At 68.0% G+C, this 12,698-nt stretch carries 13 protein-coding genes; 3 read left to right on the top strand and 10 right to left on the bottom strand.

Annotated elements, in window-relative coordinates:
• Positions 1-783, bottom strand: coding sequence for an FKBP-type peptidyl-prolyl cis-trans isomerase (locus ACI3KS_RS06810; RefSeq protein ID WP_404916540.1), 783 nt, complete (start codon positions 781-783; stop codon positions 1-3).
• Positions 784-835: 52 nt separating this feature from the next.
• Between ACI3KS_RS06810 and ACI3KS_RS06805 the strand changes: the two genes are divergently transcribed.
• Positions 836-1,087: a hypothetical protein gene (locus tag ACI3KS_RS06805; RefSeq protein ID WP_404916538.1), complete on the top strand. Its 252-nt coding sequence runs from the start codon at positions 836-838 to the stop codon at positions 1,085-1,087.
• The gene (locus tag ACI3KS_RS06800; RefSeq protein ID WP_404916536.1) at positions 1,077-1,856 is read left to right on the top strand and encodes a lysophospholipid acyltransferase family protein; all 780 of its coding nucleotides are present in this window, start codon (positions 1,077-1,079) and stop codon (positions 1,854-1,856) included. Before ACI3KS_RS06805 ends, ACI3KS_RS06800 begins: the two co-directional genes overlap by 11 nt.
• Before the next feature lie 4 nt (positions 1,857-1,860).
• On the opposite strand, the gene ACI3KS_RS06795 is transcribed toward ACI3KS_RS06800, so the two are convergent.
• Entirely contained in the window at positions 1,861-2,346 is a 486-nt protein-coding gene (locus tag ACI3KS_RS06795) for an OsmC family protein (protein ID WP_404916534.1), read from the bottom strand.
• A gap of 96 nt (positions 2,347-2,442) precedes the next feature.
• Here ACI3KS_RS06795 and ACI3KS_RS06790 point away from each other — a divergent pair, with 96 nt between their 5' ends.
• On the top strand, positions 2,443-3,438 hold the full coding sequence (locus tag ACI3KS_RS06790) for an asparaginase (RefSeq protein WP_404916532.1): 996 nt from the start codon (positions 2,443-2,445) through the stop codon (positions 3,436-3,438).
• 56 nt (positions 3,439-3,494) lie between these two features.
• Here ACI3KS_RS06790 and ACI3KS_RS06785 read toward each other — a convergent pair whose 3' ends face one another.
• The 8 genes from ACI3KS_RS06785 to ACI3KS_RS06750 all read right to left on the bottom strand — a co-directional run bounded on the left by ACI3KS_RS06785 (position 3,495) and on the right by ACI3KS_RS06750 (position 12,681).
• Positions 3,495-6,251, bottom strand: coding sequence for an FtsK/SpoIIIE domain-containing protein (locus tag ACI3KS_RS06785; RefSeq protein WP_404916530.1), 2,757 nt, complete (start codon positions 6,249-6,251; stop codon positions 3,495-3,497).
• A 69-nt stretch (positions 6,252-6,320) separates the two neighbouring features.
• Positions 6,321-7,115 carry a PP2C family protein-serine/threonine phosphatase gene (locus ACI3KS_RS06780; RefSeq protein WP_404916528.1) on the bottom strand — a complete coding sequence of 265 codons (795 nt, stop codon included), beginning with the start codon at positions 7,113-7,115 and terminating at the stop codon, positions 6,321-6,323.
• Between the two features lie 72 nt (positions 7,116-7,187).
• Entirely contained in the window at positions 7,188-8,171 is a 984-nt protein-coding gene (locus ACI3KS_RS06775) for an aldo/keto reductase (RefSeq protein WP_404916526.1), read from the bottom strand.
• Between the two features lie 78 nt (positions 8,172-8,249).
• The gene (locus ACI3KS_RS06770; protein WP_404916524.1) at positions 8,250-9,095 is read right to left on the bottom strand and encodes a DUF5684 domain-containing protein; all 846 of its coding nucleotides are present in this window, start codon (positions 9,093-9,095) and stop codon (positions 8,250-8,252) included.
• Positions 9,096-9,233: 138 nt separating this feature from the next.
• Positions 9,234-9,980, bottom strand: coding sequence for a YaaA family protein (locus ACI3KS_RS06765; RefSeq protein ID WP_404916522.1), 747 nt, complete (start codon positions 9,978-9,980; stop codon positions 9,234-9,236).
• Between the two features lie 74 nt (positions 9,981-10,054).
• Positions 10,055-10,315, bottom strand: a complete 261-nt coding sequence (locus ACI3KS_RS06760) for a F0F1 ATP synthase subunit epsilon (protein WP_404916520.1) — start codon at positions 10,313-10,315, stop codon at positions 10,055-10,057.
• A 2-nt stretch (positions 10,316-10,317) separates the two neighbouring features.
• A complete protein-coding gene (atpD, locus tag ACI3KS_RS06755) occupies positions 10,318-11,760 on the bottom strand; it encodes a F0F1 ATP synthase subunit beta (RefSeq protein WP_404916518.1) in 1,443 nt (480 codons plus the stop codon).
• Between the two features lie 21 nt (positions 11,761-11,781).
• The gene (locus tag ACI3KS_RS06750) at positions 11,782-12,681 is read right to left on the bottom strand and encodes a F0F1 ATP synthase subunit gamma (protein ID WP_404916516.1); all 900 of its coding nucleotides are present in this window, start codon (positions 12,679-12,681) and stop codon (positions 11,782-11,784) included.
• Positions 12,682-12,698 lie beyond the last annotated feature (17 nt).

Below are 12,698 nucleotides of genomic sequence, written 5' to 3'. Positions count from 1 at the left end.
TCAGCCCGCGACGGCCTTCTGGTTCGCGAGGATGTCGATCACGAAGATCAGCGTCTGCCCGACGAGGTCTTCCTCGTTGATCTCGCCCTCGCCATAGCCCTGCGCCGGCGGAATGACGACGAGGATCTGGGAACCGACCTTCTGTCCTTCGAGCGCCTCGATAAAGCCCGGGACGTAGGTGTTGCCCGAGATCGAGATCGGTGCGCCATTGGCCCAGGACGAATCGAAGGACTCGCCGGTGTTCCAGCTGACGCCGTAGTACTGCAGGAGGGTCGTGTCGCCCGCGGTGACGGTACCGCCGTCGCCTTCCTTGAGAACGGAGATCTGCACCTCGGTGGGTGCATCCCCGTCGGGGACCTCAACGCTCGGCTGGCCGTCATCCGCGAGGGTCACAGCCGGCATGCCCTCGACCGCGGGCTGCTCCGTGCCCCAGGCCTCGGTCGGGGTGATGCCGAGGACGTCGACGGTGTAGACCTGCGCCGACGCGGAGTCGTTGCCGGGGATCGCGACGGTGAGACGGCTGCCGACAGTCGCGCAGCCGAACATCGGAGCCAGCGAGCTGTCGCTCGTGATCGGAGCGGGAAGCATCTCATCGGCGGTGTAGCCGACATCGCCCAGCTTCTCACCGGTCGCGGCGTCGTAACCGCTGAGGGCGTACTGCACGTAGTCGCCGTCGGTGATCTCCTCGCCATCGCCCTCCGTGACGACCGTCCGCTCGAGCGCGTCGACGGTCTGACCGGCCTCGAACGTGGCCGTGGAGATCTCACCGAAGGAACCGTCCACCGAGACGCTCTCAGAGACCGACCCGGATTCCGCTGCGAGCGAGCAGAGATCCGTGGACGCCGCCGAAGAGGTGGCCGTCGATTCCGGCGTGCTGGAGCCGGAACAGCCGGCCAGAAGCAGGCTCGCCGCGGCGATGGTGGACAGAAGCGTTATCGAGCGGGTGCGCACAGTGAAGACCTCAGGATCGCGGGTGGGACACTCCATCCTCCCCTACCTGCCTAGGTTCGTGCTGAACGCCGCGACGCGATGCCCGCATTCCACGACGGGCATGGATCCGAGACTATTCTTTTCGAATGACCTCTGAGCAGTCCGTGGAGCCCGATCCGTCGCCCGCAGAGACCGCCGAACCCCGACATGCAGGCTTCGCCTATGCGCTCGGCCGCAGCCTGATCACCCCGCTGGCGCGCGTCATCTACCGTCCTCGCATCGAGGGCAAGGAGAACGTCCCGCGTGAGGGCGCCGTGATCTTCGCGAGCAATCATCTGTCGTTCATCGACTCGATCGCGATCCCTGTCGCCGCTCCGCGCCCGGTGCACTTCCTCGCGAAGTCCAGCTACTTCGAGGGCACGGGCATCTCGGGCAGGCTCAGCAAGACGTTCTTCGAGTCGATCGGCGCGATCCCCGTGCGCCGTGGCGCCGGCCAGGCCGCACTCGACGCTCTGGACCTTCAGCGTCAACTGCTCGACGAGGGTCTTGCGGTCGCCCTCTATCCGGAGGGCACGCGTTCGACCGACGGTCGACTGTACAAGGGCCGCACGGGCGTCGCCTTCCTCGCGCTGCAGACCGGTGCTCCCGTCGTTCCTGTCGGGCTGATCGGCACCGACAAGGTGATGCCGGTGGGAGCGAAGGTGCCGACGTTGAAGGAGCGCATCACCGTGAAGTTCGGTGCGCCGCTCGATCTGTCTCCGCACGGCCCCGCCAGCAGCGGTCGGGCACGCCGCCAGGCGACGGACGAGATCATGGCGGCGATCCACGCGCTGTCCGGTCAGGAACTCGCCGACGCCTACAACGAGGCGCCCGCACAGGGTGCGATCGAGAAGATCAAGCAGGCACTCCCTCACGAACGCCGCTGATCACTCAGTCGGCCGCGGTGACGATCGCCTCATGACGCACGGGGAAGTTCATGGAGTTCGCGATGAAGCACCACTCGTTGGCCTGCGCATGAGCACGTTCGGCCGCGTCGATCATCGACGCATCAGCGACGACGACCTCCGGTCGGAGAGTCACTTCGACGAATGCTCCCCCACCGGCTCCGTTCTCACGCATGAGACCGGATGCCGTGTCGCGATAGGACACCACAACGACCCCGGCCGTCACGCAGGCATGCAGGTATGACAGCAGGTGACACTCGGAGAGCGACGCGAGAAGCAGATCCTCCGGATTCCAGCGCTCGGGGTCGCCACGGAACGGCTTGTCGCTGGACGCGAGGATCTCGGGCTTGCCGTCGACCTGGAGTGTGACGTCGCGACGATAGTCGCGATAGCCGCTCGTTCCCGTTCCGGTGTTGCCGGTCCAGGTCGAGGTGAGTCGGTAGCGGTGTTCTCCGAGCGATGCGATGGCCATACCGCCAGTCTCGCAGAAGCCATCGACACGATCGCGGACGACGGCGACACGATGCTCCGGCTTCGTCCGTCCCAGACTCCCCGTTAGGCTTGGCAGGTGCTGGAGACTCTCACTGTTCAGGATGCCGTCGAACTCGCCGTCGTCGAACGGAGCGGCTTCGTCGAATCGCGTCATGCCGGCGCCGCTGTCGTCCTCTCACCCGACGGCGAGATCGTCGCCCGGCATGGGAACAGCGACGCCCTGATCCTGCCTCGCTCGAGCCTGAAGCCCCTGCAGGCCATCGCGTGCGTCACGGCGGGCGCGGCGTTGGAGGGCGAACAGCTCGCCCTGGCGACGGCGAGTCACGTCGGCACCGACCGTCATGCCGCAGTTGTCCGCGACATGCTGACGCAGGGCGGACTCACCGAGGACGACCTCGGATGCCCTGCCAGCTGGCCCGCGGACTCGACCACCCGCGACGAGATGGTCACCGAGCATGGTGCGCCGGAGCGGATCAGGATGAACTGCTCCGGGAAACACGCCGCGATGCTCCGCGCCTGCGTCGCGACCGGCTGGCCGACCGCTGGCTACCTCGACGTCGACCACCCCCTGCAGTCGCACATCCGCGATGTCGTCGAGCGGCTCACGGGCGAGAAGGTAGCACACACGGCGATCGACGGATGCGGTGCCCCCGTGCATGCGATCACACTGACCGGTCTCGCACGGGCGATCCACCGCATCGGCACCGCATCGGAGCGCTCTCCCTTCGCGCTGCACCGTGTCGCGGGGTCGCTGGTGCGTGCGGTGCGAGAGCACCCGTGGACGATCGAAGGACCGGGGCGTGCCGACTCCCTCGCCGTCGAGCGACTCGGCGTCTTCGCCAAGTACGGCGCAGAGGGCGTGATGACGATGGTCGCACCGAACGGCGCGACGGTCGCTCTGAAGGTCCTCGACGGGTCGACGCGCGTGGGAACGCTGATCGCGGCCTCCCTGCTGGCCCGGGCCGGCGCCCTGCCCGCCGACGAGGTGTCCGCGCTTCTCGATGCGCTCCCGCTCGCCGTCCATGGCGGGGGCGGCGAGGTCGGGCGCATCCACCTCTCCCCCGCGCTCTGACAGGGACCACCGGCACCGCACCGCCGGTTTCCCCCGCACGGGACGGATCACCACGTTCACCGGTCCCGGAGGCCCTCGATCACGACCCGCCGGAGTCGCCCATCGTCGGTGAGCGACCAGGCGCGCCCCCGGTTCGGGGCCGCGAACGGCGGCACGGTTCGGATGCCGGCGAGCTGACGGAGATCGGCCGGATTCTCCGCACGGATCAGCACTTCGCCACGAGCGCGCACCTGCTGCCAGAGAGCCCAGTTCCGTTGCCAGGTGTCGGCGTCGGCGACCAGGAGCACGGTCTCCGCGGACTCGGATGGTTCCCCGGGCGCGAGGAGGACCTCGCAGCCGTGGTAGGCACCGTCGAGAGCACGAACCACCCCGTGCGGTCCGGACGTGACGAGCGCGGTCACCCGTAGTCGCGGCCTCCAGGCCGGCAACTCCTCCGAGGTCGTGGGCGATGGCGCATCCTGCTCGTCCGCCCATGCGATCTGGACCTCGCGACCCCCGATGCGTGCTCGTCCTGGCCCGCGATCCCGATCGAACTCGGATGACTCGCCTCCGGCCGCGAGGTGCTCGACGCGACTGGGCATGCGCAGCAGGGCTCGACGCGGCAGGGCATCCAGCAGTCGCGCGACCGCCCCCGTCGCGCGGGTCGCCGTGAGCACGATGGTCGACCCGCTGCTCGTGCGGACGATACGCTCCCACATCTGCGCGAGCACCTGGGCGTGATCGGGCGTGAGCTCGCCGAGCTGCACGTCGATGTCATCGCACAGGATCAGGCACGGTCGCGGGCGGCTGCCGTCGGCGAGTCCCTCGACGAGATCCCAGGCCGCCTCCGCGTCCTTCGGCACCCAGAGCGCATCATCGGTCTGAGCGGCCAGGACGCGCAGCAGCGCGGTACGACCCGATCCCGGCGCGCCGAGAACGGCCAGCCCCCGGTCGATGCCGAGGTCGATGGTCTCGAGCGGCTGGCGCTGATGCTCGGGATCGTCGGAGCGGCCGAGAACCACCTGCCCTGACGCCTCCTGCCGCAGGCCGGCGAGGGGAACCAGGGGAGGAAGCGCGGGGAGCCAGGGACTCGGATGCCGAGGGCTGCTCGACCACCGCAGCGCCGCACCGCGGATGTCCGCGGCTGCGGTCAATGCGACGCGGAGCGCGATCGGATCGGCATCCTGCGGTCGCCTCACGAGGGCGAGTCCGCGAGACGCCGCGCCCCCGGGGAGCTGCGCGGCACCGTCTGACCCGATCACCAGGCGGCTGTCGGCGGCATCCGATACCCGGAGGCTGACCCGCAGCGGGCAGTTCGCCGCGAGAGCGTCGCGGATCACTCCGGACGCACGCTGTGTGCCGATGATCAGGTGCATGCCGAGCGCGCGTCCGCGCGCGGCGATGTCCGTGAACACCGCGCCGAGGTCGGCATGCTCGTTCAGGAGTGCCGCGAACTCATCGATGACGATCACCAATCGCGGCATCCGCACCCCGCCGATGTCGCGCGCACCGGCCGCCGCGAGCGCGGCCTCCCGGCGGCGGAGCTCGGCGGTGAGGCTCGACACGCCCCTGCGCGCCCCGGCCTCATCGAGATCGGTGATGACGGCGGCGACATGCGGAAGCTCGCGCAGGGGCTCGAACGCGGTCCCGCCCTTGAAGTCGGCCAGCACGAAGGTGACCCGGTCGGGTCCGTGCTCGCTCGCCATCGCCGTGACCCAGGAGACGAGGAGCTCACTCTTGCCCGTACCGGTCGTGCCGGTGACGATGGCATGCGGACCGTCCTCCACGATGTCCAGAACAACGTCGCCCCGCTCCCCTCTTCCCACCGGGGCCGGGAGTCCGTTCACCCCCTCAGCGGGGTGCGATCGTTCCGAAGACGGGAGGATCTCTGCGAGTCCCAGCGCTTCTGGAAGCACCTCCAACCCGTCGGCGCCGGATCCTCGGCTCTCGAGGACCGCGGCGGCCTGCGCCCTGGACAGCCCCTCGGCGGTGACAGCGATCACGCCGCGCGGGGTGCGCAACGTCGAGGTGCGCGGCTCGCGCACCTCGATGACGGTCGTGATCCCTTCCGGTACGTCACCGTCGCGATCGGCGAGCCAGATCATCGCTGCTGCGGGTGGGGGCTCCTCACCCACTCGTGCGACACCCAGGGTGAACGCTCCACGGCGCGCCCTCGGGGCTTCGGTGAGCTGCCCGATGCCCCACGCCTGCGACTGCGCGTTCGCCGAGAAGGCGATCTGCGCCGGGCCGAATCGCATCGCGAGCTGCACGACCAGGGCGCGCATGATCGCGCGAGTCAGGGGCTGAGGCCCCCGCAGACAGACACCGGCGCCGAGGGGCACGGTCAGCGGTGCGTCATCGAGCACGCGGCAGCGCGCCTCGAACTCGCGCGCCCTGTCGTCGGCGCCTCCACCCGATCGCACCTCGCTGGACACCGCGCCGCGACCGATCACGATGAGGGTCTCGGCATCGACCGCGTCCCGCCCGCGCAGTGGCGGATTGCGGACGCAGTCCGCCGCATCCGGATGGCGATGCCCGAGCAGCTCCCGCTCCTCATCGTGCCGACGGCGGAGCTCTCCTTCGGCCATCGCCCATGCTTTCGCCCCCTCGGCGACAGCGATCCGCTGCGACTTGCGACGCGACCTGGCGCCGTCGATCAGCGAGGCGACCAGCATGAGCGGCCCGATGGCGGCGAAGCACAGCGCATACAGCGACCCGGTCACGAGCCACATCGCCACGCCGGCGGCCACCGGCACACAGGCCGCGAGAACGGGCAGCGGAGGTCGCTTCGCGTCCGGAGGAGCAGGCGGTATCGCGATGGGGAGAGCATCCATGCCCTCGAGTGCACACCATCACGCTGGCGCGCGGAATCAGCTCCAGACCCGCAGCACGGGCATACCCGATTACTCGGCGTGGACGTCTTCTGTGGACGACGAGTCGCCCACCTGCACCACGATGAGGCTCACGTTGTCGCGCCCGCCGTTCTCGAGCGCGGCGGCGAGCATCGCATCGACCGCAGCACCCGGGGTCGGGTGCTGACGCAGGAAATGCTGGATGCCGTAGTCGGTCAGTTCCTTCGTCAGACCATCGGAGCATACGACGAACCTGTCGCCGGCTCGGACGTCGATCGTCACATAGTCGGGCGGGGTGAGCTCGCTCGCACCGACGGCCCGCGTGATGACGTTGCTGTAGGGGTGCCCCTCTGCCTCTTCGGGGCTGAGCTTGCCCGCGGTGATCAGCTCCTGCACGACTGAGTGATCGGTGGTGACCTGCACGAGGTGATCGTCACGAAGCAGATAGACGCGGGAGTCGCCGATGTTCAGCGCGACCCAGCGGGAGCCCTCGTCATCGGATTCGATGAACACCCCCGTCAGAGTGGTGCCCGTCCCCTCATCGGTGGTCTCGGGGTGCGCGGCGATGTCCTTGACGACGCGCTCCAGGGCTCCTTCGATGGCCGAGCGCCCGACATCTGCGGAGTCGACGACGTCATGCAGCCGGCGCACCGTGCTCTGGCTGGCGATCTCTCCCCCGGCATGACCCCCCATGCCGTCCGCGACCACGAACAGCGGGAACTCGGCGAGGAAGGAATCCTGGTTCGTCTCCCGACGGTGACCCACATGGGTGACTCCGGCCCACGACACCTCGAGCCGCCGAGCGCCGACGGTGATCGTCTGCGTCGTCGTCATCGTCTCAGCCACGTCCTGCCTCCGAACTGCCTGCGGCGTTTCGGGCGGCCTCAGGGTACACCGACATCGTAGTGGACGCCCGCATCAGACTCGTGCCGCAGGGTCGTCGGGAAGCGGGAACAGCCGATCGAGCGTCGCCGCCTCGTCGGCCGTCGGTCGCCACGCGTCCGCGGCCTGCGCGTTCGCCTCGACCTGCGCGGGCGACGTCGCTCCCGCGATGACGCTCGACACGACCGGGTCGGAGAGCAACCAGCCGAAGGCGACCTGGAGCATGGTCAGTCCGCGCTCCTCGCAGAACTGCGTCAACTGATCGAGCGCATCCCAGGGCGCGTTCTCCCAGACGTGCCGACGCGTGGACATGATCCGACTCCCCTCGGGTCCCCCGTCCCGCGTGAACTTGCCGGTGAGCAGACCGTTGTGCAGCGGGAAGAACGGGAAGAATCCGAGTCCGTAGCGGCGGCTGGCCGGAAGCACCTCGCGCTCGGCCGCGCGAGCGAGCAGCGAGTAGTGGTTCTGCGCGGAGATGAAACGCCCGGTCGCCCGCGCTCGGGAGATGAACTCCGCCTCGGCGATCTGCCAGCCGGTGAAGTTCGAATGACCGTAGTAGCGGATCTTCCCCTCGCGTACCAGCTCGTCCAGGGCGTCGATGGTCTCCGCGATCGGAGTCTGCGGACCCGGCAGATGCAGCTGGTACAGATCGATCCACTCGGTGCGCAGCCTCCGCAACGACTCCTCGACCGCGCGACGGATGTATCTGCGCGAGGCGCGCGCCGCGGGGAAGTCGTACCCCATGTCGCGCTCCTGCCCGAACTTCGTCGCGAGGACCACACGATCGCGACGTCCGTGAAGTGCTTCCCCCATCAGCTCCTCGCTGGCCCCGGCCGCAGCCCCGTACATGTCGGCCGTGTCGAGCAGGGTGATGCCGTTGGCGATCGCCGCATCGATGACGAGTCTCGTGCCGTCGAGAGACTCCGTGGCGGTCCCCGTCCGTCCGAAGTTGTTGCATCCGAGCCCCGTGGCGGAGACGAACAGACCGGATGCGCCGACTCGACGCTGCGTCATGACCATGACCCCACGTTAGCGGGGTGCTGCGCCCGGACGCACAGAACCCCCGGCGCAAGCCGGGGGTTCTGAATCAGTTCGACGTCACGCGGGCGGCGGCGTCGGGCTCGACGGGTTCACCGGGGGAACCGGCGGCGTCGGCGGAGCGGTCGGCGGCACCGGGGGCACACCAGGACCCGACGGCGGTGCGGCGGGGCCACCCGTACTCGGGGTCGCCGGCGGCGTGTACCCGGGCTGTGCCGGCGGAACCGGCTGACCGTAACCCGGCTGTGCCGGAGGCGTGTACCCGGGCTGTGCCGGCGGAACCGGCTGACCGTAACCCGGCTGTGCCGGAGGGGTGTACCCAGGCTGGGTGGGCTGGCCGTAGCCCGGCTGAACCGGCGGCGCGTAGCCCTGAGGCGCGCCATAGCCCTGCGGGGCACCATAGCCGGGAGCCGCAGCAGACGGCTGGACGGGAATGCCCTCCCAGACCGTGCGGTCGGCGAGGAAGCCGTTGCCGGCCCACGAGGCCGGCGCGATGTTCGGGTTCCAGCGGGACTTGTCGAACGCGGCGATACCCATCCACACGAGCGACAGGAAGATGTACAGGATGACCCACACGGAGTCCTTCTGCAGCTTCAGGCCGATGCGCCATGCAGCGAGGACGAGCATCACGGCAGCACCGATCGAACCGATCCAGCCGACGAAGGGGATGAAGCCGAGAAGCGCTCCGAACGCGAGCCACGGGCTCAGATCGCCGAGCTTGAGGAAGATCATCGTGTTGTAAAACGGAACCCACGCACGCCACTTGCCCTGGACCCCGGCCTTGTCGAAGATCTTCATCAGGAAGAGGCCGCTGAGAACGTACCCTACGACGATGGCGAACGTGACGAACAGCAAATAGAGGACCCCGAACGCGGCGGCTCCGGTCCCGTAGTCGTCGTAACCCATGAGACTCACATTTCTCTGGTCGTGGGAGACGACTCTCGTCCCCCGACGCGAGGTCTCGCCTCGCACCAGCCAGAGTATCGGTCGGCCAGGGGGCGGAGCAACGGCCCACGCGGGGAGGACTCCCCATGTCTCAGAGAATCACTCCTCGACGACGAGATCCACGATCCCCGGCTCCGCGGCATCCCGGACGATGATGCCGTTCGCCTCCGCCCAGCGGCGGAACCCCCGAAGAGTTCCGAGACGAGGACGAGCATCCGCCAGTGCCCGCACCAGCAGGCCCTTGGACTTCTTGTTGAAGTGGTTGAGGGCGCGACCTTCGGCAGTGACGACGCGCACGTAGATCGAGGGGACGGATGCAGGTACCGGGCCGAGAGCCGCGTACGCCTCGCTGCGCAGATCGAGGACGAATGCGGGCGCGTTCTCGGCGATCGCCGCTGTGGTCGCCTGCGCCCAGTGTCGGCGTAGTGCCGCCACGCCAGGCAGCGATGTTCCTGCGGCGAGCCGATACGCCGGAATCGGGTCCAGCGCACCGACCGGCCCGAACGGTGCGGAGTGGATCCAGACATGAGAACCCAGCCAACGCCGGGAAGCAGCGCTCAACGAGCCGGCATCGAGAGCGTCGAAGAGCACCCCCGTGTAGCGGTCCACGGCGGGCATGGTCCCTGCGGTACGCAGCATCCGGTTGTGCGCGATATCCCCGAGCTGGCGTTCGCTGAGCTTGAGGATCCTGCGGGACGCCGACTCGTCGGCGGCGAGTTCGACGAGAGCATCCACGATCGCCGTCCTCTGCTCGTGGAGCGCAGGAAGGGCGAGTCCGGGCAGATGGAGAGGAGCCCCGTCTCCCCCGGCGTGCTTGGTCTCGGACGGCGGCAGCAGGATCTTCATGAGGAACCTCGGGTGTACAGACACGTCCGCCTCGGGAACCCGTGGGATTCCCGAGGCGGACGTGGTGGAGATGATCAGGCGATGAGAGCGGCGTTGCCGGCCACGATCGTCAGGATGTCGCCCTCCATGGAGAGGAATCCGTCCTGCGCGTTGGCCAGCACCTTGGTGCCGTCGGCCTGGGTGATGCGGACCTGACCCTCGGCGAGGATCGCCAGGACCGGCTCATGGCCGGACATGAAGCCGATCTCACCCTCGACGGTCTTGGCGACGACGAGGCTCGCCTCGCCCGTCCAGACCTCCGCCTCGGCGGAGACGAGGCTGACATGCAGCGCCATGGTCAGGCGTTCTCCTTCTGGATCTTCGCCCATGCCTCTTCGACGTCGGAGATGCCACCGACGTTGAAGAAGGCCTGCTCGGCGACGTGGTCGAAGTCACCACGGGTGATCGCGTCGAACGACTCGATGGTCTCCTTGAGCGGAACCGTCGACCCCTCGACACCGGTGAACTTCTTCGCCATGTAGGTGTTCTGCGAGAGGAACTGCTGGATGCGACGGGCGCGGGCCACGACGATCTTGTCCTCCTCGGAGAGCTCGTCGACACCGAGGATGGCGATGATCTCCTGCAGTTCCTTGTTCTTCTGGAGGATCTGCTTGACCGTGGTGGCGACGCGGTAGTGGTCCTCGCCCAAGTAGCGGGGGTCCATGATGCGCGACGTCGAGGTCAGCGGGTCGATGGCCGGGTACAGACCCTTCGACGCGATCTCACGCGAGAGTTCGGTCGTCGCGTCGAGGTGCGCGAAGGTCGTGGCCGGAGCCGGGTCGGTGTAGTCATCGGCCGGCACGTAGATCGCCTGCAGCGAGGTGATCGAGTGACCGCGCGTCGAGGTGATGCGCTCCTGGAGGAGACCCATCTCGTCGGCGAGGTTCGGCTGGTAACCCACGGCGGAAGGCATGCGGCCCAGAAGGGTCGAGACCTCGGAACCGGCCTGCGTGAAGCGGAAGATGTTGTCGATGAAGAGCAGAACATCCTGCTTCTGCACGTCACGGAAGTACTCCGCCATCGTCAGAGCCGACAGGGCGACGCGCAGACGCGTCCCCGGCGGCTCGTCCATCTGGCCGAACACGAGGGCCGTCTTGTCGAAGACACCCGCCTCTTCCATCTCGTGGATCAGGTCGTTGCCCTCACGGGTGCGCTCGCCGACACCGGCGAACACCGACACACCACCGTGGTCCTGCGCGACGCGCTGGATCATCTCCTGGATGAGGACGGTCTTACCGACACCTGCACCACCGAACAGACCGATCTTTCCGCCCTGGACGTAGGGGGTCAGGAGGTCGATCGACTTGATGCCGGTCTCGAACATGGTGGTCTTCGACTCGAGCTGGTCGAAGTTCGGCGCCTTGCGGTGGATGGGCCAGCGCTCCGTGATCGCGATGGTCTCACCGGGCTCGCCGTTGAGGACCTCGCCGATCACGTTGAAGACCTTGCCCTTGGTGATGTCACCGACGGGGACCGAGATGGCCTCACCGGTGTCGCGCACCTCCTGGCCGCGGACGATGCCGTCGGTCGGCTTGAGAGCGATGGCGCGGACGAGGTCGTCGCCGAGGTGCTGAGCGACCTCGAGCGTGATCTCGGTCGATTCCTCGCCGAGCACGATCGTGGTCTTCAGCGCGTTGTAGATGTCGGGGATCGAGTCGTGCGGGAACTCGATGTCGACAACCGGACCGTTGACGCGTGCGACGCGCCCGACGACCGCGGTCGCCGTTGCGGTGTTGGTCATTTTCGTCTCTTTCCTGATGGTCTATTTGCTCGACGAGAGGGCGTCGGCTCCACCGACGATCTCTGCGATCTGCTGCGTGATCTCCGCCTGACGCGCGTTGTTGCGCAGACGGGTGTAGTCGGTGATGAGCTTGTCGGCGTTGTCGCTGGCCGACTTCATCGCCTTCTGCGTCGCGGCCTGCTTGGCGGCAGACGACTGCAAGAGGGCGTTGAAGACGCGGCTCTGGATGTACACCGGCAGGATCGCATCCAGCACGGTCTCGGCATCCGGTTCGAACTCGTACAGCGGGTAGACGGTCTTCCCGGCCTCCGACTCGTCGGCTTCCGCGATCTCCAGCGGAAGCAGGCGCACGGATTCCGGCTCCTGCGTCATCATGCTCACGAAGCGGTTGAAGACGAGGTGGATCTCATCGACGCCACCGGCCTCTCCCCCACGCGTGAACGACTCGAGCAGCGTGGCCGAGATCTCCTCCGCGGTGTGGAACGAAGGGGTGTCGGTGTCGCCCGTCCACTCCGCTGCCGCAGCGAGGCCGCGGAACTGGAAGTAGCCGACGGCCTTGCGACCGATGAGGTAGAACACCGGCTCCTTGCCCTGCTCACGCAGGAGCGAAGCCACCTCGAGACCCTCGCGGAGGATCTGCGAGTTGAACGCGCCGGCCAGACCGCGGTCGGACGTGAAGATCACGACCGCGGATCGGCGGATGTTCTCCGGCTCACGGGTGAGCGGGTGGTCGACGTTCGAGTGCGTCGCGACGGCCGACACGGCCCTCGTCACGGCACGCGCGAAGGGGCTGGACGCCTTGACGCGTGCCATCGCCTTCTGGATGCGCGAAGCCGCGATGAGTTCCATCGCCTTCGTGATCTTCTTGGTCGTCTGAGCAGAAGAGATCTTCTGCTTGTAGACCCTGAGTTGAGCGCCCATGAATCAGTACCTCGCGC

Origin of the sequence: Microbacterium sp. ZW T5_45, from assembly GCF_044987415.1 — a bacterium.
Taxonomy (GTDB): Bacteria; Actinomycetota; Actinomycetes; order Actinomycetales; family Microbacteriaceae; genus Microbacterium.
This window is presented reverse-complemented; position numbering and strand designations above follow the sequence as displayed.

Excerpts from the sequence above, each read along its gene's own strand:
- ACI3KS_RS06765 (WP_404916522.1), bottom strand. The coding sequence starts at position 9,980 with ATGAAGATCCTGCTGCCGCCGTCCGAGACCAAGCACGCCGGGGGAGAC.
- ACI3KS_RS06800 (WP_404916536.1), top strand. The coding sequence starts at position 1,077 with ATGACCTCTGAGCAGTCCGTGGAGCCCGATCCGTCGCCCGCAGAGACC.
- ACI3KS_RS06785 (WP_404916530.1), bottom strand. The coding sequence starts at position 6,251 with ATGGATGCTCTCCCCATCGCGATACCGCCTGCTCCTCCGGACGCGAAG.
- ACI3KS_RS06750 (WP_404916516.1), bottom strand. The coding sequence starts at position 12,681 with ATGGGCGCTCAACTCAGGGTCTACAAGCAGAAGATCTCTTCTGCTCAG.
- ACI3KS_RS06770 (WP_404916524.1), bottom strand. The coding sequence starts at position 9,095 with ATGGGTTACGACGACTACGGGACCGGAGCCGCCGCGTTCGGGGTCCTC.
- ACI3KS_RS06775 (WP_404916526.1), bottom strand. The coding sequence starts at position 8,171 with ATGGTCATGACGCAGCGTCGAGTCGGCGCATCCGGTCTGTTCGTCTCC.
- ACI3KS_RS06795 (WP_404916534.1), bottom strand. The coding sequence starts at position 2,346 with ATGGCCATCGCATCGCTCGGAGAACACCGCTACCGACTCACCTCGACC.
- ACI3KS_RS06760 (WP_404916520.1), bottom strand. The coding sequence starts at position 10,315 with ATGGCGCTGCATGTCAGCCTCGTCTCCGCCGAGGCGGAGGTCTGGACG.
- atpD (WP_404916518.1), bottom strand. The coding sequence starts at position 11,760 with ATGACCAACACCGCAACGGCGACCGCGGTCGTCGGGCGCGTCGCACGC.